This is a genomic window from Vibrio nigripulchritudo (assembly GCF_027924785.1).
Classification (GTDB): domain Bacteria; phylum Pseudomonadota; class Gammaproteobacteria; order Enterobacterales; family Vibrionaceae; genus Vibrio; species Vibrio nigripulchritudo.
Map to the genome: position 1 here is coordinate 2,724,384 of NZ_AP027049.1, position 26,205 is coordinate 2,750,588.

Here is a 26,205-nt window from a genome sequence, read left to right on the forward strand (position 1 = left end):
CTTATCTCTCTTCTTCCGGATATATTTCTATTATGGTATTACCCGCGAATTTAGCAGGGATTCGTACCCCGCCTTCCTCTGTCTGAACATATGTTACGTCATTACTATCAAGATGTTGCATCGCTTTCTGCACAGAATGAGAACTTACGCGAATGGCAACACCCGTTGGCAATTCACTTTCTTCACAAGGCAACACCACGCCTTCAAAACGGCGACGCGCCCTTTCAGGTGACAGTACCTCAAATATGCCTCTGTCGGTCTGAACGTTTAAGTACCCCTCTTCAAGGGTGACCGCCTCTTCACCATAAATACCCTTAAACCTAGCTTCGAGATCAGCCGGGTCGCTCGCAATGTAGCTCACACAGGTAATGCCATTAGCACCATTGGGGTGGTTCATCCAGTCTTCGACCCACACCAGTTCGGGTTTGTGTTGGTGACAAAAGAAATGGGAAATAGAAGGGGTTTTGGAGTTAATCAGCATGACCAATGAGACAATCGCCTCTTCTTCCGTGCCATCTGGGCGGTGTGCTACACGACGGAAATCGACAATGCCGTTATTTTCAACGCCACGCTCTTCCATCAATTGATGGTCTTGGCGCGCGTCTTCACTGTGCAGCGCCACCAGCGAAATACCTTCTCTTCTTTCTATGGAATCACTGATGAAACGACCAAAGGCAAAGCCTCGCTCATTTTTCATATCGAGCTTGCTGTGATCATAAATGCTGATGAGTTCAATAAAGTTATCAGGAAACATCAAGAGGTGATTGTCGGTTCCCCATGGATGGTGATGACGCGGGTTGATGTAAAACCCCAGCCTGGCGAAATCGTCACTGACTTTGTCCATATCTTTAACAGCAACCAAAGGATGATCTATCCCTAAATGATTGTTACTCATGACTTGTTTTCCTTTCTTCCAACAGGTTGAGCCAATGTACCCACTACGGTGGTATTAGGCGCGACCGATTTGACGACCACGGCACCACCAGCCACTTTGGCATTCTGACCAATTTCAATGTTCCCAAAAATAACGGCACCCGAACCAATAAATGCCCCTTTGCGGACTTTCGGGTGGCGGTCGCCCTGACCTTTCCCAGTACCACCTAAAGTAACACTCTGGAACAGGGTTACGTCATCTTCCACCACGGCAGTTTCACCCACGACAATCCCAACCGCGTGATCGAGAAAGATGCCCTGACCGATTTTGGCGGCGGGGTGAATATCGACGCCAAATACCGCAACTACTTTCCCTTGAATGTAGTTTGCCATAGGTTGCATACCATTCTGCCAACAAAAGTGCGCAAAACGATAGCTCTGTAACGCTTGGTAGCCTCCAAAATAGAGCAGTGGTGTGGAATGGTCTTTGATACTGGCGTTACTTTCTAACTGACACAGCAAATCCTTGGTGAGCGCCTGAGCAATATTTTCGGATTGCTGCACCAGACCACAAAGAAAGGCGTGCCATTCGTGTTCGTCGCCTTGGGCATCGACCAGTTTTTCTGCCAAAACCGAGCATAAAGCGTCGCTCAGACTGCCTCGGCTTAGAATGTGCTTTTGGTAGAAACTGGCAAGCAATGGCTGGGATTGCACAATGTCTCGCGCTTCTTGTTGAATGGTCACCCAAAGGTTATCGACATCAATGTCGCGCTGGTAATCCGACATACCCTCTCCTTCTCTATTCGACCGAGTAGCCAAACGTCATGGCAGGATCTTGCGCGGTTTCTACCCATACACTCTTGGTTTGCATGTATTCCATAAGACCTGCATGCCCGCTGGAGCGACCATAACCGCTTTCCCCAAAGCCCCCGAATGGCGACATCACGTTGATCGCTTTGTAGCTATTGACCCAAAAAGTACCGGCATTCACTTGGGAAGCGATGCGGTGTGCCCGTCCTACGTCTTTGGTCCATACCGCACCCGCCAGTCCAAACTTGCTGTCATTCGCAATGGCGACCGCTTCTTCTTCGTCAGAAAACGGAATCACGGACACAACAGGACCGAAAATCTCTTCCTGCGCCACCGACATCTGATTATTCACGTTTGCCAGAACCGTAGGCGTATAGAAAAACCCTGACTCACCCCCTTCTACGATGGCCTGTCTGCCACCAGCGGCGAGCGACGCACCGTCCGAAATGCCCTGCTGAACCAATGACTGGATATGGGAGAACTGAGGCGCATTGTTGATGGGACCGACCATGGTGTCTTCCTGCCAGGGCAGCCCTTGCCGGATTTTTGTGGTAGCAGAGGCCAAACGCTCAGTCAGCTGATCGTATACCTTTTGTTGTACCAGTAATCGTGACCCAGATACGCAGCTCTGACCTGCCGCAGAGAAAACCGCCGCTTGTGCCCCGATGACGGCTCGGTCGAGATCGGCATCGTCGAAAACGATATTGGCGGATTTTCCACCCAGTTCAAGGACGCAAGGAATGACCCGCTGGGCGGCAGCAGAAGCGATAAGGCTTCCGGTTTTAGGGGAGCCAACAAAGACGACTTTTTTCGTTACTTTGTGCGCAATAGCGGCAGCCCCTGTGGTTTGTCCGAGTCCGTTAACCACATTCACCAGCCCTTTGGGCACCCCGGCAGTTTCAATCAGTTTGACCAGCGCGGTGGTGCTCAGTGGTGTGAGTTCACTGGGTTTGATTAGCACGCCATTGCCTGCGCACATGGCAGGTGCGATTTGCCAACCGCCAGTGAATATGGGGGCGTTCCAAGGCGTGATTTGAGTCACCACTCCATAAGGCTCGTGGCGAGTGTAATTCAGATGGCTGGTCGGGACGGGTATCACTTCTCCTGTGAGTTTGTCGCACCAACCAGCATAGTACTCGAACATCTCCGCCACTTTCGCGACTTCAATTCGGCAGTCCCGAACGGGCTTTCCAGCGGAAATGGATTCCAGCCACGCCAGATCATCCGCATGCTGGCGAATTGCTTCACCGCATTTCCACATTACCTGAGCACGGGCAAACGCAGTGAGGCTCCACCACGCTTTCTGAGCACGTTGCGCTGCATCCGCAGCGGCGTCTACAAGGCTTTCACCGGCATCTTTATAGGTAAGAAAGCTCCCGCCAGTCGCGGGGTTCGTCAGCGAGATGTCATCACCCTGACCTTGCACCAACTCACCGTTGATCCAACTGCCAAACGCATCGCTGCCCAACAAGGTTTTCAGGAGTACCTGAACCTGAACACGACCGTGTTCCTGAATGTCTACTTTCATGATTCAGACTCCTTTTTCACGTATTGGGTAATGCGATTAAAATCTTCACGACCTTCGACCGTCCCTTCGCTCTGCGACCAGATTTGGGCAACGCTCTCTGAGATGGGTAGGGACAAACCGCATTCGTCTAACAAAGCTTTGGCGAGCCCCAAATCTTTGCGCATCAGTTGCATGGTGAAACCAGAATCAAACTGCTCGTTCAATATCCAACGCGGAAAGTTCACTTCACTGATTGCACTTCGACCGGAACCCGCATTCAGCCCTTCAATCAAAAGCGCAGGATCCAATCCGGCTTTTTCACCTAAAGTGATGGCTTCGGCTGTTGTCACCAGATGGGCAGCGCACAACAGGTTGTTTACCAATTTCGCGACATGCCCGTTGCCCGACTCCCCTAAGTGCACCGTTTTTGCGCTTAGCGCATCCAAAAATGGCGTGGCGCGCATCAACGCTTCTTCGCTCCCCCCCACGAGAATCACCATAGTGCCAGCTGACGCACCAGCGGCTCCGCCACTCAAGGGGCAATCCAGCATGGCGTGACCTAACCGGCTCAGTTTGTCTGCTAACCTGCGGGTGACTTCCGGCTCAGAAGTTGTGGTGTCCATTATCAAAGTGTTTGGCTGAGCATGTTCAATAATGCCGCCCTCGCCTTCAACCACGGCCATCACGTGTTTCGCGGTAGGGAGGGAAAGAATAAGGTTATTGACCGACAGGCAGAGCGATTCAATATCTTGCACCACCGCAACCCCGAGAGTACGAGCGGCTTGCTGTTGCTGCGCTGACGGGTCGAGACCAAATACTTCGAAACCTTCACGAGTCAGGGTTTGCGCCATGCCCAACCCCATGCTGCCAAGACCGATTAATCCAATACTTTTTTTAGTGTCCACTGTTACATTCCATTAACAACCATAGCTACATAGTAGGTGTTAATAAGAAATAGAAGAATGACAACATAGACACTTTATTGTTCTAATTATAGCAACACTAAATTACACGACTCTGCGAAGTGAGTTGCGAGGGTAAATGCGGGTGGAGGAAATATGGAAAGAAAAAGAGACGACACAGGAACGCCTCTTTGATTGGTACTAGGAAAAGCTAAAGCGCTGTTACGCTTCAAACAAATAGAGGTAATCGCCGTAGCCTTGGCTTTCCATTTGCTCAACCGGCACGAATTTCATCGCAGCGGAGTTCATGCAGTAACGCAGACCTGTTGGTTGCGGTCCGTCTTTAAACACATGACCGAGGTGAGAGTCACCAAACTTACTGCGAATCTCGGTTCTTGGGTAAACCAGTTTAAAATCGGTTTTCTCTACCACATAGCTGGCGTTGATCGGCTTGGTAAAGCTTGGCCAGCCTGTGCCCGATTTGTATTTGTCGGTAGACGAAAACAGAGGCTCACCAGTAACGATATCAACATAAATACCCGCTTCTTTGTTGTCCCAATACTTGTTGTTAAATGGGCGTTCTGTGCCGTCTTCTTGGGTTACGTAGTATTGAAGTTTGGTCAGCTTCCCTTTGATTTCCTCGTCTGAAGGTTTCTCGTATACCTTGGCAGCAGACGCATTTTTCGCATCAATCAACTGGCGCAATGTTTTGGGGTTGGCTTTGCGATCATCACCAAACACTTCGTCTAAGTACTGGTCGCGACCCGAAGCGAAACGGTAGTACTTGTACTTCAGACTGCTCTTTTTGTAATAGTCTTGGTGGTAAGCTTCCGCCGGATAAAACTTATCAAACTCGATCAGTTCGGTTTTCAAAGGTTTTGGGAAGATCATCGCCTTGTCGATTTCCATCATAAATTGCTCGGCAATCTGTTTTTGCTCGATATTGTGATAGAAAACCGCAGGGCGGTAGTGAGCACCGCGATCTACGAATGACCCTTTGTTGTCTGTCGGGTCGATGTGGCGGAAAAAGTGATCCAGTACTTCTTCATAGCTCACTACGCTCGTGTCGAACTTAACGCTAATGACTTCGATGTGCCCCGTCCTTCCAGAAGCGACTTGTCGATAGGTTGGGTTTTCTTCTTTGCCACCAGAATACCCAGACACTACATCCAGCACACCCGGCAGTTTTTCTAAATCGGATTCAGTACACCAGAAACAACCGCCCGCTAACGTTGTGACTTCCGTTTTACCCGATGCGACTTTGGCTTCCATCGTATCTGCGGTTCCGGTTTGACTGAGTAAGATAAACAGCACTGGGACAGAGAATCCCACCAATAGTTTTGAGACTGTATTCATAACTTCCTTCAACGGCTTTTTATCAATGGAGTTACTTAAAAAGACAGACCTATCGAGAAAAAAGTTACAACCGGAATGAAAAATTCTCTGTCCGATAGGGGTCAGTGAACACCTAAGACTTTTTCGACCCAGAGCTGCGTTTTCTCGTTGAACCTGGCTTCTTCGCCGAACTTTTACCTGTGCTGCGGCGCTTTTTGTAGGCTGGGCGTTCGACTTTAGGTAGGTGCCTGAGCGATTCAGGGACAGGACCAAACTTCACTTTCTCCATCAGGGTATTGATCTTGGTTTCAAGTGCTTGCATGAAAGGCTGATACGCCTGATTGCGTTCCGCCATGCCCTGCAACTGATGCTCCCAATGGGCGGTCATGTCTGGGTAAGTGGAGTCGTTGGGCAGCGCATGCACCAGTCCCCGACCCGCAGGCGAGCTGAGAATGGATTTACCTTGTCGAGTCAGTAGCTTTCGTTTAAATAGGGTATCCAGTATTCCGGCGCGAGTTGCCTCAGTACCTAAGCCATCAGTTTCGCGCAGAATCTTTTTCAATTCTTTGTCTTCCACAAATCGGGCAATACCCGTCATGGCTTGCAACAAGGTCGCTTCGGTAAAATGCTTAGGTGGCTCGGTTTTTCTGTCTTTTATCTGCCCTTCTCGACAGGTTAGTACTGTTCCTTCTGGCAGCGGTGGCACCGTATCGACGCCATCGTCCTGTTCCGTTTTCTCTTTGCCCATCAGAATTTTCCAACCCGGCTCGACAAGCTGCTTTCCCGATGCGATGAAAGTGCCGCCAACGATATCGAAAATCAACTTGGCCTCGGCGTACACCGCTGGTGGGTAAAACTGCATCAGATATTGTCTGGCGATCTGCTGATAGATTTTCATTTCATTGCCAGAAAGCGCATTAACCGAGGCTTTTTTTGGCGTTGGGATGATGGCGTGGTGAGCGTCGACTTTGCTGTCGTTCCACGCTTTGGATTTACGAGAAAGATCCGCCCCCTGTACTGCTTGAGATAATTCACCGCAGTTGTTGGCAATGGCATCCGATACAGCTTTCGCCTGCCCAAAATGTTCCATGGGCAAATGGCGACTGTCGGAACGAGGGTAAGTGATGAGTTTGTGTTTTTCGTAAAGCGATTGACAAACGTCAAGCACGTCTTGAGCACTCATACCAAATCGCTTGGCGGCATCTATTTGTAGCGCCGAAAGTGAATAAGGCAAAGGGGCAGCTTGCTTGGTCTGCTTTTGTTCTGATTTGGTGACAGTCGCTGGCTGACCAGCAATGCGCGAAGCTACGTTTTCCACCAGCTTTCGGTTCAGGACTCGCCCTTCTTCATCCTGCCAGGGTTTGCAGGCTTCACTTGGTTTCCAACGAGCTCGGATATCAAAGCTGCCATTCTGGTCTTGATAAGGGATAAGCGCATGAAGGGTGAAATAGTCTCGCGGGACAAAGTTTTCGATTTCTTCGTCTCGACGAACCACCAAACCCAGCACTGGAGTTTGCACGCGCCCTACCGATAACACGCCCTGATAACCGGCTTTTTGACCAAGCAATGTATACGCGCGTGACATGTTCATACCATACAGCCAATCGGCACGGGAACGAGCCAGAGCTGAGACAGACAAAGGAATGAAATCTCGGTTACTACGAAGTTGCGAGAGTGCGCGCTTTACCGCAGGCAAGTTCAGGTCGCTGATCAGTAACCTTTCCATGTTCTCTTTTTTGCCTTTAGGGACTTTGCAGTAATCAATCACTTCATCCACCAGCAACTGACCTTCGCGATCAGGGTCGCCTGCATGAACGATGTGGCTGCTTTCTTTTAAGAGCTTTCGGATCACCGTGAGCTGTTTGCTTGAAGTCTTGCGAGGTCTGAGTTGCCATTGGTCTGGAACAATCGGCAGGTCATTCATGTTCCATTTTTTGTAACGCTCATCGTAGGCATCGGGTTCCACTTGCTCCAACAAATGCCCAATACACCAAGTCACGATGTCACCATTACTACACCGAATACACCCGTTTTCATTCTTTTGGGGTTTTGGAAGTGCCGCGGCAATCGCGCGCCCTAAACTGGGTTTTTCGGCAATGATGAGTCGAGACATAAATGGATGAAGTTCACTAAATAAAACAAAGCCACATTATCTAATGTGGCTTTGAGAATGCAAGGAAAGAAACTGTATTTTTATACAGTTATAAAAATTCCACGAACTGACTGAGGTCACGCTCAGGCACTTTCATTGGTGTACAACCTGGGGTGCCCACATAAAGGAAACCGACAATCTCGTCTTTGCCTTCTAACCCAAAGGCTTCATGCACTTTCGGGTGGAACATCCAGCTACCTGAACGCCAGAATGCCTGAAAACCTTGCGCGACCGCTGCCATCTGCATAGCTTGAACTGCGCAGCCTGCAGAAAGGTATTGCTCCAGAGCAGGCACTTTTTCGTTTTCTGTGACCTTGGCGATCACCGTGATCACCATGGGAGCGCGGAAAGGAGCATTTTTCAGTTTTTCGATGACAGTTTCTTCGCTGTTTTCCGCTTCGGCCGCAGAAACCAGAATGTCAGCCAGTTTTGCCAAGCCTTCACCTTGTGAAATCACAAAGCGCCAAGGCGTTAAGCCAGCATGGTCAGGCGCTCGAAGCCCGGCTTTAATGATGTTTTGAAGTGCTTCACCTTCTGGTGCAGGAGCAGAAAGCTTGGCAATTGAGCGACGATTCAGTAAGAGGTCTAACGCTTCCATTTGAAGTCCTTATTCGTTTTTTCCAAATGTAGCACAATCCAGACAAAATTTAGCCCCTGCGAGTGAGGGGCTAATTGGATTTGAATTTGAGAGCTTAAATAGCCACCGCCAGCTTTACGCCTTGTCGAATAGCACGCACCGCATCCAGTTCACCCGCATGATCCGCACCACCGATAATATGAAGTTTATCACCCAGCTTGCTCCAGTCGGATTCAAATGGGCGAACGGACTCTTGCCCTGCACAAACGATAACCGTATCGGCATCTAGAAGCTTTTCATCACCTTTATGCTCGATATACAGCCCTTTGCCATTCAGGCGTTGGTACTTCACACCACCAAACAGGTTCACTCCGCGTTTTTCCAAAGTACGTTTGTGGATCCAGCCTGTGGTTTTACCCGGCCCTTTCCCTACTTTGCCTTGACGGCGTTGAAGTACCCAGACGGTTTTGTCGCTTACCGAATCTGGGTAAGGGAATAACCCGCCGGGATGTTCGATATTCTTGTCAATGCCCCATTCGTGCAGCCAGTCGTCCAAATCGTGGCTGTTTGGTTCAGTCAGCATTGTGGCGACATCAATTCCGATGCCTCCTGCTCCGATAATTGCGACTTTTTCGCCTACTGGTGTCTTTTCACGAATCAGTGTCTGGTAGTCCACCACTTTCTCGGCATTATCGAAGCCCTCAATGTTGACTTCACGGGGAGCTACGCCTGAGGCCATCACCACTTCATCGTAACCTTCCAGCATGTCAAAGGTGACTTCGGTTTCCAGCTTGAGGTTGACGCCCGTGGTGTCAATGCGATTAGCAAAGTAGCGAATGGTTTCGCGAAATTCCTCTTTTCCGGGGATTTGCATGGCCAGACGGAACTGCCCTCCAATGCGATCGTTTCTTTCGAACAGGTCAACATGATGACCCCGCTCGGAAGCCGTAGTTGCAAACGACAGACCAGCGGGACCTGCGCCCACGACGGCAATCTTCTTTTTCTTGGTCGCAGGTTGCACCACAATTTCTGATTCGTAGCATGCTCTTGGATTCACTAGACAGCTTGCACGCTTGCCTTTAAAGACGTTATCCAAGCACGCTTGGTTGCAACCAATACAGGTGTTGATCAGTTGGCTTTGATTGGCTGCCGCTTTATTGACAAAGTCTGGGTCGGCTAAGAATGGCCTAGCCATGGACACCATATCAGCTTGCCCCGATGCAATGATTTTCTCGCCTTCGTCTGGCGTGTTGATTCGGTTACAGGTGATCACAGGGACATTGATGTGCGGTTTCACTTTCTCTGTCACCCAAGCAAAGGCACTCCGCGGAACCTGTGTAGCAATTGTGGGGATTCGCGCTTCGTGCCAGCCGATTCCGGTGTTGATGATGGAAACGCCGGCTTTTTCCAACTCTTTGGCCAGCATGATCACTTCTTCAAACGTGCTCCCCTCTTCAACCAAATCCAGCATGGAAAGCCGAAAGATAATGATGAATTCTTCACCCACTTTTTCACGAATTGCTCTCACCACTTCTAACGGAAAACGCATCCGATTTTCGTAGGTTCCACCCCATTCGTCATAACGCATGTTAGTGCGCTTACAGATGAACTGGTTGAGAAGGTAACCTTCTGATCCCATCACTTCGACGCCGTCGTATCCCGCTTGTTTAGCAAGAGATGCAGAGTTAGCGAAAGCATCGATAGTTTTTAGAATCTGACGATGACTCATCTCACTTGGTGCAAACTTGGCGATGGGAGCACGAATACCCGAAGCACTCTGAGAAAATGGGTGCATGGCGTATCGACCTGCGTGCAGAAGTTGCAGCGCTATTTTTCCTCCATGCTCGTGCACCGCATCTGTGACTACCTTGTGTGCATTGGCATGTTTGGGTTTACTGAACTCGGCGCTGAACGGGTGAAGCCTCCCACGCAGATTTGGCGAGAATCCTCCAGTGACGATCAGACCGACTCCCCCTTTCGCACGCTCGGCATAGAAGGCTGCAAGCTTATGTAAGCCTTTCTTATCTTCTTCCAGACCAGTATGCATTGAACCCATCAATACTCGGTTTCTGAGCTGGGTAAAACCCAGATCCAGCGGTGAAAGTAAATTTGAATACATAGGGAGAGCTCACTTTAGTTTTATTGTAATGGTCTGACCACTCTAGAACCCTTAAAACAAAAAATCAAACACCTGTTTACATTTATTCAACAACGATCAATCTTCTGTGTTTTTCTGCCTCAAGATGACGTAGGATGGAGAAATTACATAAGTACTTGTATTGGAAAGACATGAAAAAGTTATTTCGAGTTATAGGTCTGATTTTTAAGTGGATATGGAAGGCAATTTCCTTCCTGCGTCTCGCGATTATCAACCTGTTCTTTTTGTTTTCCCTGGCGATCATCTACTTCGTCTATACCCAAGCAGATACAGAAGGTCCTGTCGTTCAGGAACGTTCAGCATTAGTGATGAATTTATCTGGTCCTATCGTTGAACAAAGCACCTACGTTGCACCAATGGATTCCTTTACGGGTTCACTGTTGGGGAACGAATTACCAAAAGAAAACGTTCTGTTCGAAATCGTCGATGCCATTCGATATGCACAAAATGACGATCAGGTATCTGGATTGGTTTTGGCTCTTCGTGAAATGCCAGAAACGAATCTGACTAAACTGCGGTACATCGCTAAGGCAATCAACGAATTTAAAACCTCTGGTAAACCTGTTTATGCGGTTGGCGATTTCTACAATCAGAGCCAGTATTACTTAGCCAGCTACGCCGATAAGATCTACATGGCACCTGATGGTGCAGTGCTACTCCAAGGTTATGGCGCTTACAACCTTTACTACAAAGACATGCTGGAGAAACTGGACGTTAACACGCATGTTTTCCGCGTTGGCACCTACAAATCCGCCATTGAGCCATTCACTCGTAATGACATGTCCGATGAAGCGAAAGAGTCGGCTTCGCGTTGGCTTACTCAGCTTTGGGATGCCTTTGTTCATGATGTTGCCTTAAATCGTAAGATTGAAGCGGCAACACTGGCACCAAGTGAAGACGAAATGCTGAACCTGCTTCAGGAAGCGAAAGGTGATTTAGCCTTACTTTCCCATAAAGTAGGGTTGGTTGATGAGCTAGCAACTCGCCAGCAAGTGCGCAAAGCGCTGGTCGAAGAGTTTGGCAGTAACGGTAATGATAGCTTCAACCATGTGGGTTACTACGAGTACCTAGCCACCATGAACCCATTGCCTAGCTTTGCTGCTGACGACGTCGCTATTGTGGTAGCCAGCGGTGCTATTATGGATGGTTACCAGCCTCGCGGAACTATTGGCGGCGATACGGTCGCATCACTACTTCGCGATGCCCGTATTGATGACAAAGTAAAATCCGTCGTATTGCGCGTTGACAGCCCTGGCGGCAGCGCATTTGCATCTGAAGTTATCCGAAATGAGGTTCAGGCTCTGCGCGATGCAGGAAAACCGGTTGTGGTTTCCATGTCTAGCCTAGCTGCATCGGGAGGTTACTGGATTTCGATGAGTGCGGACAAGATTGTTGCTCAGCCGACAACGCTAACGGGTTCTATTGGTATCTTTAGCGTGATTACAACCTTTGAAAAAGGCTTGAATAATCTTGGTATCTACAACGATGGTATTGGTACTTCGCCATTCTCAGGTGTGGGCATTACACGTGGACTGACTCCTGCGGCTTCTGAAGCCATTCAGCTTGGTATAGAGCACGGTTACCAGCGCTTCATCGGCCTGGTTGGTGAAAACCGTGAAATGAGTATTGAAGATGTAGATAAAGTGGCTCAGGGTCGTGTCTGGACAGCAAAAGACGCCATGTCGTTTGGTTTGGTTGATCAGATGGGTGACTTTGACGACGCCGTTAAACTGGCTGCCGAACTCGCTGGTCTTGAGTCTTACAATATCTACTGGGTTGAAGAACAGCTGTCTTCAACTGAGCAGTTCATTCAGGAAATCATGAAGAACATCTCTGTAAAACTGGGCATTGATATGAACAGTATGGTACCTGAGTCGCTACGTCCGATAGCAAAACAGCTATCGCAGGACTTCAGCGTTATGCAAAGCTTCAATGACCCCAAAGGGCATTACGCATTCTGCTTAAACTGCCAAGTTCAATAGACATTTCTTCAATCAAAAAATAGACGCTTCGGCGTCTATTTTTTTAGGTAAGAGCTATTCAACAATAAAAGAGAATCCTTCTGGGGTTTTGACTAAAATCAGATATAATCCCCGCCAACACCATGACGTATAACAACTAGAAACGTAGCCCTATGCCAAAGAAACACATTTACATCGCTTACACTGGTGGCACCATTGGAATGCAGAAGTCTGACCAAGGGTACATCCCAGTCGCCGGGTTTATGGAAAAACAGCTACAGAGCATGCCGGAATTTCATCGCCCTGAGATGCCGGATTACACCATCCACGAATACGACCCTTTGATCGATTCTTCCGACATGACTCCGATGGACTGGCAACAGATCGCGGATGATATTCATGATAACTACGACAAGTACGACGGTTTCGTGATTCTGCATGGTACAGACACCATGGCATACACCGCTTCTGCGTTGTCTTTTATGCTGGAAAACCTAGGCAAACCTGTCATCGTGACAGGCTCTCAGATTCCTTTGGCAGAGCTGCGTTCGGACGGTCAGGCTAATCTGTTGAATGCCCTTCATATTGCGGCAAATTACCCAATCAATGAAGTGACGTTGTTCTTCAACAATCAGCTGATGCGTGGCAACCGAAGTACCAAGTCTCATGCTGATGGCTTCAATGCGTTTACTTCTCCTAATCTCCCTGCACTGCTTGAAGCAGGTATCAATATTCAGGTGAGCAATCACGTTGAAGTGGACAAGAAACCAGAAGGTGATTTCAAGGTCCATAAGATCATCCCGCAGCCTATCGGGGTAATCACTATGTATCCTGGTATTTCTCATGAAGTGATTCGCAACACCTTGCGCCAGCCTGTAAACGCGATGATTCTACTGACCTTTGGCGTAGGCAACGCACCGCAAAACCCAGAACTGCTCGCACACCTGAAAGAAGCGTCTGAACGTGGGGTTATCGTGGTAAACCTTACCCAGTGCCTAGCCGGTAAAGTGAATATGGGTGGTTACGCGACGGGTTGTGCGCTGGCAGAAGCCGGGGTCATCAGCGGATACGATATGACCCATGAAGCGGCGTTAGCTAAACTCCATTATCTGCTAAGTCAGAATTTGGGCTATGAAGATGTGAAAGCGGAAATGCAAAAAGTGTTGCGCGGTGAAATGAGTCTTTAAGGCAAACGTAACTTATTCAATACAAACGTAAAGAGGAGGCGACTGCCTCCTCTTTTTCATTCGTCTTTGTCTATTTTTATTCGGGCGATTTCATCTTCCTTCTCGGAAAATTCTTTTTTCAGCTCAACCTTTGACTTGAACTCTATTTCGCCACCCGCAGCAACCGTCATGTGTTGTGCCTCGTTGTTATGCTTGGATTGATATAGCATAACGGCTTGCATGCAGGAGTCTCGCTGTTCTTGGTTTAACGGAGTACCATCCGGCCATTTCCCTGTTTCTACTGCATAATTTAAGCGCTCGTATACCTCGGGCGTCATTGCTTCGATAAGTTGCTCTACATTCACTTTCTTTCCTAATTATAAGCAAATAGGTTTTGAATAAGACCATATCCGGCTACTATGCTTAGTCAAGTAATGGACAACAAATTAGAGCCTTAGATCACAAGCGGGATACCAATGCTAAATACTCGACTTCTAATCTGTATCGCTTCAGCTTCAATGCTTTCAGGATGTTTTGAAGCCCACCAAAATACCGGGGAATTGTGCGAAGCAAACCCTACTCTTCGATGCGAAAAACTCAACATGCGTGACGGACAATGCCGTATTCCAAGAACCGATTTAATCTGGCACCGTTACGACGCATTGCGTAACAACACAGTAGATAAGATGCTCAAAGAATTTGAGATCTTACATGAATATCAGCAGTGCCTTGAGTTAGCAGCTCAGATTCAGCCTATTGACCAAAGTGATCTAAAAGAAAGGCGATTCAATGCTCTGGTTCATACCTATGATGAACAAAAACGCATCCTTCACGATTTAAAGTCCTCCAAAGATCCTTATGCTTTGTATTTCCGCTGGACTCAGGGCGATGATGATGCCCAGAGAGAATTTCTGCAATTAGAAGGTACAACAAAACTTAATACGGCTAAGCTGCAATACGCATTGGCAACTTACTATGCCAATAGAGATAAGCAGAAAACACTTACCCTGCTCGAAAACGCGCTGACTCTGACCAAAAAAGGTCAGCTGAATAATGAAGTGATTAAGTCGCTCGCCAGCACCAACCAGTCATTGGGCAATCTGGAATACGCTTATATATGGGCAATGGTCGGCAAGGAGTACGAAATCCCAGTATCCTCAGATCGTAACTTGAGAAGGCTGTATCCATTCCCGGAGGAAAAACTGGGTAAACTCAATGATCTGGCAGATGATGTGGTTGATGCAATCAAAGATGGCCAGTACAAACCATCTTTGATCCCGGAAATCGATGCTCTCAGGAAATGGTAGGGTGTGAACTTTCGTTTCCGTATATGAAAGTTTTTTTCAAAGGTGATGTGTTACGCATCACCTTTTTTATTATTGTTGAAAATTAACGACACAGAGTTAACGCAAAAGCGTTCACCTGTGGTTTTAGGTCCGTCAGGAAAAACGTGACCTAAATGGCTATCACAGGCAGCACAACGAATTTCTACCCTCTTCATTCCGTGACTCAGATCTTCCAGATATCGTATTGCTGTATCATTGATAGGGGAATCAAAGCTGGGCCAGCCACACCCCGAGTCATACTTGTTATCTGAGTGGAAAAGTGGAATTTCACAGCAGGTACACAGGTATTCACCGCTCTGTTTATTATGAAGTAATTTTCCAGAAAAAGGGGCTTCAGTCCCCTGCTGGCGACAAACACGAAATTCCTCATCGCTCAGTTGTTCTCTCCATTCTTTCTCCGTTTTTTCAACTGGTTGCACCTTTTGGTTCACGTTTATATTTCTCCATTTTTCTTATTTTTTATTCATTTCATTAAACAAAGTCTTGCCTAAGACTGGGGTTGTAGCACATACTTCGTAACCGAAATATGACCCGTGCGTCATTTTTGACACACTGATGTTGACTGAACACTTCTGCGCATGATTGCTGGCGCTAGATCCACGCAGTCATGTGTAAAAAATATACGTTTGCAAAGATATGTTAAAAAAAGCATCGCTTTTTTTTGACTTTAGACAAGTTAACCTTGATTATCTGTTGCAGATTTTGACTGGATTCTGTAATTTTACTACCAGTTATCTTTAATCAGAAATTAAGTTGTGGAGCAACTATAATGACTATCAAAGTAGGTATTAACGGTTTTGGCCGTATCGGTCGTTTCGTATTCCGCGCTGCTCAAGAGCGTGCTGACATCGAAGTTGTAGGTATTAATGACCTAATCGACGTAGAATACATGGCATACATGCTTAAGTACGACTCAACTCACGGTCGTTTCAACGGCACTGTTGAAGTTGAAGGCGGAAACCTAATCGTTAACGGCAAAACTGTACGTGTAACAGCAGAGCGCAACCCAACTGAACTTCAGTGGGACCAAATCGGTGTTGACGTTGTTGCAGAAGCAACTGGTATCTTCCTAACTGACGAAACTGCTCGCCAGCACATCACTGCAGGTGCTAAGAAAGTTGTTCTTACTGGCCCATCTAAAGACGCAACTCCAATGTTCGTTATGGGTGTAAACGACAGCACTTACGCTGGTCAAGACATCGTTTCTAACGCTTCTTGTACTACTAACTGTCTAGCGCCTATCGCTAAAGTTCTTAACGACAAGTTCGGTATCGAATCTGGTCTTATGACTACAGTTCACGCAACTACTGCTACTCAGAAGACTGTAGACGGTCCTTCTGCTAAAGACTGGCGTGGTGGTCGTGGTGCTTCTCAGAACATCATCCCATCTTCAACTGGTGCTGCTAAAGCTGTAGGCGTTGTTCTTCCAGAACTAAACGGCAAACTAACTGGTATGGCTTTCCGCGTACCAACTGCTAACGTTTCTGTAGTTGACCTAACAGTTAACCTGAAAGAAGGCGCATCTTACGAAGCTATCTGTGCAGCAATGAAAGAAGCTTCTGAAGGCGACCTAAAAGGCGTTCTAGGTTACACTGAAGACCAAGTTGTTTCTCAAGACTTCATCGGCGAAGTTCAAACTTCAGTATTCGATGCTAAAGCTGGTATCGCTCTAACTGACAACTTCGTTAAAGTTGTATCTTGGTACGACAACGAAATCGGTTACTCAAACAAAGTTCTTGACCTAATCGCTCACATCTCTAAGTAAGCATTAGTTAAAGACTTTCTTTGATGAAAGATTGAAAAAAGGCGACCATTGTGTCGCCTTTTTTATTATGTACTTAGGGTTCATAGCCCTAGGTTCAACCCCTCTATTTGCAATAAAGAAAACAGGAAAGAAGATGGAACTACGTACTCTGCCCGCTCTGACTGTACTCTCAGATAATGTTTCGATTGTAGAAAAAGACAATGTAAAAATTGTTCGTGTTATTCACGAAAAAGCAGAAGCGGGAATCGCATTGCATGGCGGTCACGTTGTTTCTTTCAAACCCAGCGGTCAGCAGGACCTGATCTGGATGAGTAAAGAAGCTAAGTTTGATGGAAAAGCTGCACTTCGAGGCGGCGTGCCTGTTTGCTGGCCATGGTTTGGTCGCATTGCTGCACCTGCACACGGCTTCGCTCGTTCCAGCCAGTGGGATCTGGTTGAGCATCGTGAAAACGAAAACGGTGTCATCGTTAGCCTCGGTCTAAAGCCTAATGCCGAAACCAAAGCAATTTGGGATTTCGACTTCGAAGCGATTCTGAACGTAGAGATATCAGACACTCTCACCATTACGTTGGATGTAAAGAATACGGATAACAAAGCGTGGACTTTCTCTGGAGCGCTTCATACTTATCTCAATGTGGGTGATATTCTGAATACCGAAACTACCGGCATGGGCGCTGAGTACATCGACAGCCTTCAGGACGACAAAGTCTGCCAGGGCGGTGAAGTCCTCATACTGACTGACACCATTGATCGCGTATACACTCAGCCAGAAGCGCAAATCCGCGTGTCTGACTCTTCATTTGATCGCACAATTGTTATCGAGAATCAGGGTCATAACTCCGCAGTGCTTTGGAACCCTTGGAAAGAAGGCGCTGAAGGCATGGGAGACATGCAGAACGACGGTTACCAAACCATGCTGTGTGTGGAGTCCACACTACACGCACCAAGCATTGAAGAAGGTAAAACTCTGCAGCCTGGTGACAGCCATCAGTTAGCGACCACGATTTCACTCGCAAATTAGGGTCTGTTGGCCTTTAAAGATGAATGACTGAAGCGACCATAGGGTCGCTTTTCTTTTTCCAATTCCTAATCCATTGATCTGTTTTATAAATTAAGCCTTGCCATTTGCCAGTTTCATTGTTAAGACTGTATTTTCAAAAATACATTAAAGCGTTTGTAAGATCAGATAATCGTTCACTCGCCTGATGTTCTAGACTTTCAGTGTCCTTTACACATTCTATATCCCCAACAGATATAGCTTTGTACCACTTCCAGTCACAAAACGTCACAACCAGTTTAATCAGATTGCAATACACTCGGTTGTAATAAGTCAAGGAGAGGAAATGCATCTAATGGATTCAGCTAATCAATATAATTTGATGCTTGTTGAAGACGATATGGAACTGGCTGGATTGATCCAGGACTACCTCGAAAACCACGAATTCAATGTCACCCACGTCGCGAATGGAAAAGACGCTGCCGACAGAATCTTGTCCGATCAACCTGACATTGTGATTCTGGACGTGATGTTACCGGGTCAGTCAGGTATGGATGTGTGCAGACAAGTGCGCTCTGGTTACAGTGGGATGATACTGATGCAAACAGCATTGGATGACGATATCGATCAGATGATGGGGCTGGAGCTGGGGGCAGACGACTACATTGTGAAGCAGGTTCAGCCCAGATTGCTTCTTTCCCGAGTACGGGCCCTGCTAAGACGCAGCCAGCGTTCTAGTCTAACTGCTGAATCCTCACAGATCATGAACTTTGGTGCGTTGAAAATTGATTTACAAAAACGTCAGGTGATGCTGAATGGTCAGGAGATTCAACTCACTACCGCCGAATTTGAGTTGCTGCATTTGCTGGCTCAAAACTCTGGTCAGGTAGTATCTCGTGATGACATAGTGCAGCAAATTCGTGGATACGAATACGACGGTTTAGATCGTTCAATCGACCGAAGAATCTCCAGACTAAGGCGAACATTGCTAGACGATCCCCATAACCCTCAGATAATCAAGACCATTCGTGGTAAAGGTTATCAGCTTTGCGCCAGCAATCATTGATCGGAGACCATCATGATAAAAGCATTTTCAATACTTTGGCTGGTCATTCTGATTCCTATCGCGCTGGTATTCAGTCCATTTGGTTCTGTGCCTCTCAATGAGATTGGCAACAGCATGGCGCACAAATTTTATACCGAAGTCTACGGTCCCACGCTATACACTCTCGAAGATGATCTTCTCAAACTGCCCAAAGAAGAATGGAAAAGTTATTCTGACGAACTTCAACCTGAATTCGGTCACAAACTGGATGTGGTCTCGATTGTTGATTTTCCCTTCACAGATTCGAATAAAGCACTCATCAGTGACGGTGAAATGATTTATCACATTGGTGACCCACCCGCGTTAATGAAACGGGTTGGAGAAAGCGATCAGGCGGTTTATTTTGCAGTAGAGTTAGCCGTCCATGAAGCTGGAAAAATGGCCGCAAAAGGTCCACTTCATTTGCTGAGAAGACAGATACTGGAGTTGCCAAAAGAGCAGCGTGAAGAAGGGCTTCGTAAACTCACCGAGACTTTGCCTGTTATCGCCACTTTTGAAAAAATCGATAGCGTTAAACTATCCGAAGAAGAACAGAGAAAGCTTCTGTCGGGGGAAATAGCCGCAGAACTCAGCGAAAATGACGAGATTGTTTTTTATGCGCTAATCGAAGAGGGAGTTGTGCTCAAAATTTTCGAGCATAACTCGACTAAGCTGCAGTTACAGTTCTCAAGTTACATCATCATGGGCATCATGGCTTGCATAGCCGCTGGTATGTTTCTTTGGGCCATACCTCTGTGGCGAGATCTGAAAAGGTTAGCGGCAACCACCAATGCATATGGAAGAGGTGAACTTCAGTCCCGGGCCAAAATTTCCCGTATGTCTGTAGTCGCGCAGTTAAGTGGTTCTTTCAACAAAATGGCAGACAATATTGAGAAGCTGATACTGGGTCACAGAGAACTGACCAACGCCATTGCACACGATTTAAGAACACCTCTTTACCGTCTGCGTTTTGCTTTTGAAATGCTGAACGATAACAAACTCAGTGACGAGCAAAGAGCAAAATATAACGGGGTAGTCGAGAAAAGTATCGATGATCTGGACCACCTGATTAACCAAACCTTAATTTTGTCTCGCTACTCTCGAGTGCCGAGCGCTGAACAAATCGCCCCTTGCATACTTGAGCCGGTTTTACGCTCTGAAATCAATCACTTTCAGTTGGAGCACCCTGAGCTCTCCGTTAGTTTTCAATGCTCTTCATTACTGAAGGAAAGCGAAGTCATGGTGGATCAACGAGCCATGATACGAGCTCTGAACAACTTGCTCGCCAATGCGGCTCGGTTTGCAGAAGAAACCATTCAGGTAACACTTGAGCGTCACCCAAACAACTGGGTACTCATTGTTGAAGATGACGGGATTGGTATACCTCAAGATATGTGGCAGTCCATCTTCGATCCCTTTACCCAAGTCAATAATGAACAGCGAGATACAAGCACAGGGCATGGATTAGGTCTGGCAATAGTCAAACAGATTGCGCATTGGCACGAAGGCGAAGCTAACGTATCACAATCTGAATTAGGTGGTGCGAAATTCATCATCACCTGGAATAAGCCCTTAACAAACGATTCACCAAACCAAGCACAAGCGGTCACAAACCGTCACATTTCGTCTACAAGTGAGCATGGATGAGTGAACAGGAATTAATCAAACTAGAATCTCTAATCACAGAAAGTAATAGGTACAAGGATGAAGAATTTACATAAGTCCATCGGGTTGTTCTGCTTAACACTGAGTGCACCCACTCTCGCGTCGTATGAGGAAACACCTTTTGAACCTGGATGGCAGTTTATCCTTTCTGCAAACCTTGGTTACGGTTCCGAAACGTCGCAATCTAACACCCATGATGACAACAAAACTGCCGACTCTTTGGATAGCAACGGTAAGTCGGTTTCCGCGTTTCTCCCCTTCCCTTTTATTCGGGTGGAATACACGCTCGATAGTGGGTACACACAATTTTACCTTGGTCAGAGTGAAGATCAGGTAACCAGCGAACAGTTTCAAGCCGAGCTGGGTGTGAACCACTATCAGGAAGGCATTGGCTTACTGACTGCCGCGTACTTCCCGAAAGTTCCGGGTGTGAGTGAAGTATGGGAAGACCCTTATCTGATTGGTAGCGAAAGAAAGACCACACATTCTAACGCTCACGGCGGTCGAATCGCTTATTCACCAGATACTACATTGCCGCTAACACTGCGTTATGCATTCGTAACCTATGATGTCGACGACGAAAAATCTGGGCAAAGTCAGGGGCTGACCTCTGCCGAGCAGAAGAAGCTAGACAGAAACAGTGATTTTCAGCGATTTGGCGTTGAATCCCTTGTACCACTAGGTGATTCTTTCGCAATAATGCCTGCTGTTAGATATACGCTCAGGGACGCCAAAGGGGACGCTCACAGTTTCAAAGAGCTGTCGGGAGAGTTGGCATTTCAGTACGGCTACGAACAACATAGCTTTGTGTTGCAAACAGGTTTAGCCAAGCGAAACTTCGATACACTGAACCCTGTGTTCGACAAAAAACAAGATACAACGGTTACTAATCTGTTTGGTGTCTACACCTACAATGAACCTTTTGGCTATGAGAACTTTAGCCTGAGCGTTATTGGTGGTGTGAGTAACGAAGACTCCGACATCAACTTCCATGATACAAAGAGTCAGTACATTGCTACAGGTGTCATTTATTACTTCTAATAAGTAAACCTGTAGAAACCACAATGGTGACGACATTCTGTCGTTGGTCTAAGGTTTGTTCCTCTCAAGCAGAGCTTACAAACCCTATTTTTAAGGAGGAAATCTATGCGTAAAATAACCATTTTGACCATCTTTGTGTCTCTGACACTGGCACTGACAGGTTGCAGCCGATTTCCTCAGGACAACATCTTAGATTTTCTGCCCGTATCCGCACCTTCTCTGGAAAAAGTTATTCCTGCGTTTCAGGGGGAGTGGTTTGGAAACATGATGAAAGGCGAAGCGGGTGAAGACGAACATGTCACTTATCACATTTCATCGGGCAGTCTAGCAAAAGAAGTCACCAAAAACGTGGTGACCAAAGTAAGCGTATTTATGGTTACAGCGCGATTACCTGCACCACAGAAGCAGCAGGAACGAATACAAAAACTTATTCACGAATTGCGCGAATAACTCGGGTCTTACTATGGAAAAATTCGATACCCAAGTCTTCATAGAGGCTTGGGTATTTTTTATTTAGATTCTTCCCTGCCAGACACTTTTTATTTATCGCTATTGCCGCTAAACTTTGCCCCCAATTTGCGTCTTTGAGTTTGACATGACATATCAGTGCCCCCTTTGCCAAAACGATTTGGAGTTGAATCAACGAACCTATCGCTGCGAGAACAACCACCAGTTTGATGTCGCAAAAGAAGGCTACGTTAACCTGATGCCAGCGCATCATAAACGCTCCAAAGATCCTGGTGATAACAAAGAAATGACGCGGGCACGCAGGCGCTTTCTTGATAGCGGGCACTATCAGGTTTTACGAGAGTCTGTCGCCCAAACGTGCAGCCACTGGGTAAGCAGCTCACAAGGGCAACTATTGGATATAGGCTGCGGAGAGGGTTACTACACCGATTTAGTGGAAAAACATCTGGCGGATAAGCTTTCTGAACCTCGTGTTTTCGGTTTAGACATTTCCAAAGTCGCCATTCGTTACGCTGCTAAACGTTATACAAATTGTCAGTTCAGTGTCGCTTCCAGCCACCGCCTTCCGTTTAGCGACGAGTCTTTAGATGCGGTGCTAAGAATCTATGCCCCATGTAAAGCAGAAGAGCTAAGCCGAGTTATCAGCGACAAAGGCGTATTGATTACGGTTACTCCAGCAGCGCGGCATCTCTTTCAGTTGAGACAGGGGATTTACGATGAAGTCAGGCTGCATGACGAATCACCCGAAATACTGGAAGGCTTTACCCTTGTCGATGAGAAAAAAATCCATTACACCATGCCTTTAAAGGGCAGTGATGCTCTGGACTTGCTGCAGATGACACCATTCGCGTGGAAAGCAACAGACGAATTCCGACAAACACTGTCTGCCTCAGAGTGTTTTGACTGTGAAGCCGACTTTATGATTCGTGTTTATCAAAAAGGTTAAGGGCCGCTGACCTTTTATTTATTACCCCTAATTCCCCGAATTTTGAAGGGTTAGAAAGTCAGCAATTTATGATAAAGTCTGAACATACTGTATATCGTCACTGAACATTATTTTGAGCGTAACGGACCCTTCACTCAATCGGATTGAGAAACTGCTTAGCTATATTCATAGCAATGTTGACCTGCCTTTGACCTTGGAAGATCTATCCAAACAAAGCTGCTGGTCTCGCTGGCAACTGCAAAGGGTTTTCCATTCAAAAACCGGGCTCAACGTAGCGCAATATGTGCGAGAGATTAAGCTCAGCCTGGCAGCGGAACAAGTGTTGAGCTCTCAGGATCGAGTGGTTGATATTGCGTTAGCCTTTGGCTTCAATTCAGAAATCAGTTTCTCTCGCGCCTTTAAACAGCATTTTGGTCTCAGCCCAAGAGCATACCGTCAACAGGGGAACCGCAATGGCATCAAGATCCCCTTGGTTCGACCCAGCGCCTCTGCCCCGAAGTTTCAACCTGATAGCGACTATTTCCAGATTCGAATTGAGCACCGTGAAGCCTCAACCCTATATGGTATTAAACAACCCATAAAAGGTCTGTTTGCTGAAACACCAGATTTCAAACAAAAGGTTCCTGAGATATGGGAAAACCTGCACACGAATAACAAAGAAGTTCGTGGTTTATCCCCACAGCTCGGTGTCATTGATGTCACTCATAGCGTTATGGGAGAGGAAGGGCTTGAATACTGGGCAGGGCTAGATTCCGAAACTCTAAGTCAGCGCTCGAAAGACAAACTCACTCCACTTCTTATTCCAGAGCACGATTACGCCGTGCTGCCTGTACATGGACCGATCGATAGACTGAGTGATTTGGTCGAGTGGTTTATTCTTTTCTGGTTACCCGATTCAGGGTATCAGGGTGTCGATGGGTATGAGATCGAACTTTACGATCACCGCTTCAATGCAACCAGTGACGCATCTTACATGGAATATTGGTTCCCTATTCTTAAAAATTATTGAGCATGAGCTCAATAAAGTGAGAGTTGCACCAAATTGTTAATTTTCACTTCAGCGAAATCTATATGATTTCCACCTGATAATCATTATCATTTGTGTTCACAATAATAAGGCATACGTTTAGCGACTAACGCGCTAACCCGAGACACCCTTCGTGCAGGGCATCTCTCGCTCCTCCTTGATAAAACAACGTGGACACTTGGCTGATTTAAGGACATAGCTGAGGTATCAATGAACCGTACATCCCACAATCCGACGTTGCGCCGCTCTATTATTGCGCTTGCTGTTGCTGCGACTTTTTCCTATACCCCATTTGCAATGGCGGACACCGAGGAAACTGAAACCATTGAAGTGTTTGGTAAAACGTACCGAAACACGGCTACTAAAACTGTACTAGAGCCAGAAGAAACGCCACAAACACTGAATGTGATTGAAAGCGAACAACTTGAGCAACGTGGCAACAAGTCTGTGATGCAGGCTTTGCGCTACGCACCGGGTGTCTCGACTGAAAACAAAGGTGGCGCTGTTGTGCTTTCTAACTGGGTCAACATCCGTGGTTTCAGTTCTTCTGACAACTACTACGATGGCTTGATGATGCCGATGCTACCGGGCTGGAACGTCCAGCCACAAATCGACCCTGTTGCCATAGAGCGCTTAGAAATTTTCAAAGGGCCTACATCCGTACTTTACGGAACGATGCCTCCTGGCGGTATGGTGAATGTGATCGCCAAAGCACCACAACTGGATAAAAGCACTAAAGTAAATCTGGCAACGGGTTCCAATAACCTGATGGAAGCGTCTATCGATACAACAGGTGCGCTGGCAGACAACGTTGCATACCGTCTTGTGGCTCTGGGCAGAAAATCCGATACACAAATTGATCATGTGAAAGAAGAGCGATACGTGTTTGCTCCTTCCATTGACTGGTATGTTTCGGACAAGACTTTCATTAATTTCAACCTCTATTACCAGAACGATCCGGCATTGGGTCATAACGTTACGATTCCTTTGGAAGGGATTACCGCTACGGATCCAAAAAAGAAAATCGATCGTTCTACCTACGCTGGCGATGTAAATTACAACACCTTAAAACGTGATTTCTGGTTGGCAGGTTACAAATTCAATCACGAATTCAATAATAACTGGACCTTCTTACAGAACTTCCGCTACATGGATGCCAAGCTTTACCAGGAAGGAACCGCAAGTGGCGCATTTGATTCTGCTACAGGAAACCTAGCTCGTACCGCCTACAGCACGGATGAAAAGTCTAAAGGGCTAAGCGTTGATAACCAGCTTGCTGGTTTTGTCGATGTTGGTGAATCCCAGCATTACCTGTTGTTTGGTGTCGATTATCGCGAAGTTACAGGAACGGCTATCTACGAAGCATTTGGTGGCGTACCTGGCATTAACCTTTATTCGCCAAACAACAACCTGGCTAACCCAAGTTCGTTTGCAAAAACATGGTCACAAACTCAGGATATCACCATGAAGCAGTTGGGCGGTTACTTCCAGGATCAAGTTCTCTGGAACAACTGGGTATTTATCGCAGGCGGACGCTTTGATGATGTGAGATCAGATACCAGCCTGACGACGATTATTGAGCCAAAGCCAGTTGCTACGGAAAACAAAGCTTCTAAGTTTTCTTATCGTGTAGGGGCGATGTATCAGTTTGATAATGGCATTTCGCCATTCCTAAACTTTGCAACAAGCTTTGAGCCAAACGCAAAACAAGATAAAGACGGAAATTACCTGGATCCGGAAACTGGCGAACAAGTGGAAGCCGGGCTTAAGTACGCATCAGCAGATGGTTTAGCTACCGCATCAGCCGCACTATTCGACATTAAGAAGAAAAACGTTGGTGTACGCAAAGATGGTAAATCACCTTACACGGCTATCGGTGAAGTTCGTTCCCGTGGTCTTGAGCTAGAAGCCCGTACCATGCTGTCTGACAATCTGGATGTCATTGCTAACTACACCTACACAGACATTGAGACGACCAAAGACAACAACCCAGCTAACGTAGGTCAGGTGCCTGTATTCGTACCGAAAGAAGCAGCAAACCTATGGTCTAACTACTACGTTCACGACGGTGCTTTGCAAGGTCTGCGCGTTGGCGGTGGTGTCCGTTACGTAGGTGAAGCTGTTCTGAATGACACCGACGAGCGTAACATTGGCAAGGTAGCGGGTTACACCCTAGTTGATATGTCACTGGGTTACGACTTAAGCCAGTTCAGCGATTCATTGCAAGGTGCGTCAGCAAACTTTGTCGCCAACAATCTGTTTAACACGGAATACTACACCTGTTGGAATGAAAGCAACTGCTGGTATGGACAAGAAAGAACCATGGAGCTGAATGTTAAATTCGAACTTTAACCAGACCCACTGAATAAAAGCAGGAGGTGCTTAGGTACCTCCTGCTTTTGGTGTTTTTGAAAAGGACTGATAA

The 26,205-nt window shown here is 46.9% G+C and carries 22 protein-coding genes; 12 read left to right on the forward strand and 10 right to left on the reverse strand.

The annotated features are described in order from the left end of the window. Position 1: 1 nt before the first annotated feature. The 8 genes from QMG91_RS12485 to QMG91_RS12520 form a co-directional block, all read right to left on the reverse strand. Positions 2-895: a VOC family protein gene (locus QMG91_RS12485; protein ID WP_281826815.1), complete on the reverse strand. Its 894-nt coding sequence runs from the start codon at positions 893-895 to the stop codon at positions 2-4. Next, on the reverse strand, positions 892-1,659 hold the full coding sequence (gene epsC / locus QMG91_RS12490; protein ID WP_281826817.1) for a serine O-acetyltransferase EpsC: 768 nt from the start codon (positions 1,657-1,659) through the stop codon (positions 892-894). The genes QMG91_RS12485 and epsC overlap by 4 nt, the downstream gene beginning before the upstream one ends. Positions 1,660-1,672: 13 nt before the next feature. Further along, complete coding sequence (locus QMG91_RS12495; RefSeq protein WP_281826818.1) at positions 1,673-3,211, reverse strand: aldehyde dehydrogenase family protein; 1,539 nt, start codon at positions 3,209-3,211, stop codon at positions 1,673-1,675. Next, complete coding sequence (locus tag QMG91_RS12500; protein ID WP_281826820.1) at positions 3,208-4,095, reverse strand: NAD(P)-dependent oxidoreductase; 888 nt, start codon at positions 4,093-4,095, stop codon at positions 3,208-3,210. Before QMG91_RS12500 ends, QMG91_RS12495 begins: the two co-directional genes overlap by 4 nt. Positions 4,096-4,314: 219 nt before the next feature. Then, on the reverse strand, positions 4,315-5,448 hold the full coding sequence (gene msrB / locus QMG91_RS12505; RefSeq protein ID WP_281826821.1) for a peptide-methionine (R)-S-oxide reductase MsrB: 1,134 nt from the start codon (positions 5,446-5,448) through the stop codon (positions 4,315-4,317). Positions 5,449-5,560: 112 nt separating this feature from the next. Beyond that, on the reverse strand, positions 5,561-7,540 hold the full coding sequence (locus QMG91_RS12510; protein ID WP_281826823.1) for a DNA topoisomerase III: 1,980 nt from the start codon (positions 7,538-7,540) through the stop codon (positions 5,561-5,563). An 88-nt stretch (positions 7,541-7,628) separates the two neighbouring features. After that, complete coding sequence (locus QMG91_RS12515; protein ID WP_281826825.1) at positions 7,629-8,177, reverse strand: NAD(P)H nitroreductase; 549 nt, start codon at positions 8,175-8,177, stop codon at positions 7,629-7,631. Positions 8,178-8,271: 94 nt separating this feature from the next. After that, the gene (locus QMG91_RS12520) at positions 8,272-10,275 is read right to left on the reverse strand and encodes an NADPH-dependent 2,4-dienoyl-CoA reductase (RefSeq protein WP_281826826.1); all 2,004 of its coding nucleotides are present in this window, start codon (positions 10,273-10,275) and stop codon (positions 8,272-8,274) included. Between the two features lie 170 nt (positions 10,276-10,445). Between QMG91_RS12520 and sppA the strand changes: the two genes are divergently transcribed. Next, on the forward strand, positions 10,446-12,296 hold the full coding sequence (gene sppA, locus QMG91_RS12525; RefSeq protein ID WP_281826828.1) for a signal peptide peptidase SppA: 1,851 nt from the start codon (positions 10,446-10,448) through the stop codon (positions 12,294-12,296). A gap of 152 nt (positions 12,297-12,448) precedes the next feature. Next, positions 12,449-13,462, forward strand: coding sequence for an asparaginase (gene ansA, locus QMG91_RS12530; RefSeq protein ID WP_004402190.1), 1,014 nt, complete (start codon positions 12,449-12,451; stop codon positions 13,460-13,462). A gap of 56 nt (positions 13,463-13,518) precedes the next feature. Here ansA and QMG91_RS12535 read toward each other — a convergent pair whose 3' ends face one another. Next, positions 13,519-13,806, reverse strand: a complete 288-nt coding sequence (locus QMG91_RS12535; RefSeq protein WP_004402191.1) for a YeaC family protein — start codon at positions 13,804-13,806, stop codon at positions 13,519-13,521. A 111-nt stretch (positions 13,807-13,917) separates the two neighbouring features. Here QMG91_RS12535 and QMG91_RS12540 point away from each other — a divergent pair, with 111 nt between their 5' ends. Further along, positions 13,918-14,748: a DUF2989 domain-containing protein gene (locus tag QMG91_RS12540; RefSeq protein WP_281826833.1), complete on the forward strand. Its 831-nt coding sequence runs from the start codon at positions 13,918-13,920 to the stop codon at positions 14,746-14,748. Positions 14,749-14,798: 50 nt separating this feature from the next. Here the strand turns inward: QMG91_RS12540 and msrB (QMG91_RS12545) are convergent, their stop codons facing one another. Next, positions 14,799-15,218 carry a peptide-methionine (R)-S-oxide reductase MsrB gene (gene msrB, locus QMG91_RS12545; protein ID WP_281826834.1) on the reverse strand — a complete coding sequence of 140 codons (420 nt, stop codon included), beginning with the start codon at positions 15,216-15,218 and terminating at the stop codon, positions 14,799-14,801. Positions 15,219-15,556: 338 nt separating this feature from the next. Between msrB (QMG91_RS12545) and gap the strand changes: the two genes are divergently transcribed. The 9 genes from gap (at position 15,557) to QMG91_RS12590 (ending at position 26,132) form a co-directional block, all read left to right on the forward strand. Continuing rightward, a complete protein-coding gene (gap, locus tag QMG91_RS12550) occupies positions 15,557-16,552 on the forward strand; it encodes a type I glyceraldehyde-3-phosphate dehydrogenase (protein ID WP_004402194.1) in 996 nt (331 codons plus the stop codon). 133 nt (positions 16,553-16,685) lie between these two features. After that, entirely contained in the window at positions 16,686-17,573 is an 888-nt protein-coding gene (locus QMG91_RS12555) for a D-hexose-6-phosphate mutarotase (protein WP_281826836.1), read from the forward strand. Between the two features lie 331 nt (positions 17,574-17,904). After that, positions 17,905-18,615: a winged helix-turn-helix domain-containing protein gene (locus QMG91_RS12560; RefSeq protein ID WP_038124064.1), complete on the forward strand. Its 711-nt coding sequence runs from the start codon at positions 17,905-17,907 to the stop codon at positions 18,613-18,615. 12 nt (positions 18,616-18,627) lie between these two features. Next, positions 18,628-20,280 carry an ATP-binding protein gene (locus QMG91_RS12565; protein WP_281826838.1) on the forward strand — a complete coding sequence of 551 codons (1,653 nt, stop codon included), beginning with the start codon at positions 18,628-18,630 and terminating at the stop codon, positions 20,278-20,280. Positions 20,281-20,337: 57 nt separating this feature from the next. Continuing rightward, entirely contained in the window at positions 20,338-21,339 is a 1,002-nt protein-coding gene (locus QMG91_RS12570) for a DUF2860 family protein (protein ID WP_281826839.1), read from the forward strand. Positions 21,340-21,444: 105 nt separating this feature from the next. Beyond that, complete coding sequence (locus QMG91_RS12575; protein ID WP_004402199.1) at positions 21,445-21,789, forward strand: hypothetical protein; 345 nt, start codon at positions 21,445-21,447, stop codon at positions 21,787-21,789. A gap of 145 nt (positions 21,790-21,934) precedes the next feature. Beyond that, positions 21,935-22,753: a 23S rRNA (guanine(745)-N(1))-methyltransferase gene (gene rlmA / locus QMG91_RS12580; protein WP_281826841.1), complete on the forward strand. Its 819-nt coding sequence runs from the start codon at positions 21,935-21,937 to the stop codon at positions 22,751-22,753. Between the two features lie 112 nt (positions 22,754-22,865). Then, the gene (locus QMG91_RS12585; RefSeq protein WP_004402201.1) at positions 22,866-23,762 is read left to right on the forward strand and encodes an AraC family transcriptional regulator; all 897 of its coding nucleotides are present in this window, start codon (positions 22,866-22,868) and stop codon (positions 23,760-23,762) included. Positions 23,763-23,990: 228 nt separating this feature from the next. Then, positions 23,991-26,132 (forward strand): TonB-dependent siderophore receptor, encoded by a 2,142-nt coding sequence (locus QMG91_RS12590; RefSeq protein ID WP_281826842.1) that lies wholly within the window; start codon positions 23,991-23,993, stop codon positions 26,130-26,132. Positions 26,133-26,205: the final 73 nt, after the last annotated feature.

Excerpts from the sequence above, each read along its gene's own strand:
- QMG91_RS12485 (WP_281826815.1), bottom strand. The coding sequence starts at position 895 with ATGAGTAACAATCATTTAGGGATAGATCATCCTTTGGTTGCTGTTAAA.
- epsC (WP_281826817.1), bottom strand. The coding sequence starts at position 1,659 with ATGTCGGATTACCAGCGCGACATTGATGTCGATAACCTTTGGGTGACC.
- QMG91_RS12495 (WP_281826818.1), bottom strand. The coding sequence starts at position 3,211 with ATGAAAGTAGACATTCAGGAACACGGTCGTGTTCAGGTTCAGGTACTC.
- msrB (WP_281826821.1), bottom strand. The coding sequence starts at position 5,448 with ATGAATACAGTCTCAAAACTATTGGTGGGATTCTCTGTCCCAGTGCTG.
- QMG91_RS12510 (WP_281826823.1), bottom strand. The coding sequence starts at position 7,540 with ATGTCTCGACTCATCATTGCCGAAAAACCCAGTTTAGGGCGCGCGATT.
- QMG91_RS12515 (WP_281826825.1), bottom strand. The coding sequence starts at position 8,177 with ATGGAAGCGTTAGACCTCTTACTGAATCGTCGCTCAATTGCCAAGCTT.
- QMG91_RS12520 (WP_281826826.1), bottom strand. The coding sequence starts at position 10,275 with ATGTATTCAAATTTACTTTCACCGCTGGATCTGGGTTTTACCCAGCTC.
- sppA (WP_281826828.1), top strand. The coding sequence starts at position 10,446 with ATGAAAAAGTTATTTCGAGTTATAGGTCTGATTTTTAAGTGGATATGG.
- ansA (WP_004402190.1), top strand. The coding sequence starts at position 12,449 with ATGCCAAAGAAACACATTTACATCGCTTACACTGGTGGCACCATTGGA.
- QMG91_RS12540 (WP_281826833.1), top strand. The coding sequence starts at position 13,918 with ATGCTAAATACTCGACTTCTAATCTGTATCGCTTCAGCTTCAATGCTT.
- gap (WP_004402194.1), top strand. The coding sequence starts at position 15,557 with ATGACTATCAAAGTAGGTATTAACGGTTTTGGCCGTATCGGTCGTTTC.
- QMG91_RS12555 (WP_281826836.1), top strand. The coding sequence starts at position 16,686 with ATGGAACTACGTACTCTGCCCGCTCTGACTGTACTCTCAGATAATGTT.
- QMG91_RS12560 (WP_038124064.1), top strand. The coding sequence starts at position 17,905 with ATGGATTCAGCTAATCAATATAATTTGATGCTTGTTGAAGACGATATG.
- QMG91_RS12565 (WP_281826838.1), top strand. The coding sequence starts at position 18,628 with ATGATAAAAGCATTTTCAATACTTTGGCTGGTCATTCTGATTCCTATC.
- QMG91_RS12570 (WP_281826839.1), top strand. The coding sequence starts at position 20,338 with ATGAAGAATTTACATAAGTCCATCGGGTTGTTCTGCTTAACACTGAGT.
- QMG91_RS12575 (WP_004402199.1), top strand. The coding sequence starts at position 21,445 with ATGCGTAAAATAACCATTTTGACCATCTTTGTGTCTCTGACACTGGCA.
- rlmA (WP_281826841.1), top strand. The coding sequence starts at position 21,935 with ATGACATATCAGTGCCCCCTTTGCCAAAACGATTTGGAGTTGAATCAA.
- QMG91_RS12590 (WP_281826842.1), top strand. The coding sequence starts at position 23,991 with ATGAACCGTACATCCCACAATCCGACGTTGCGCCGCTCTATTATTGCG.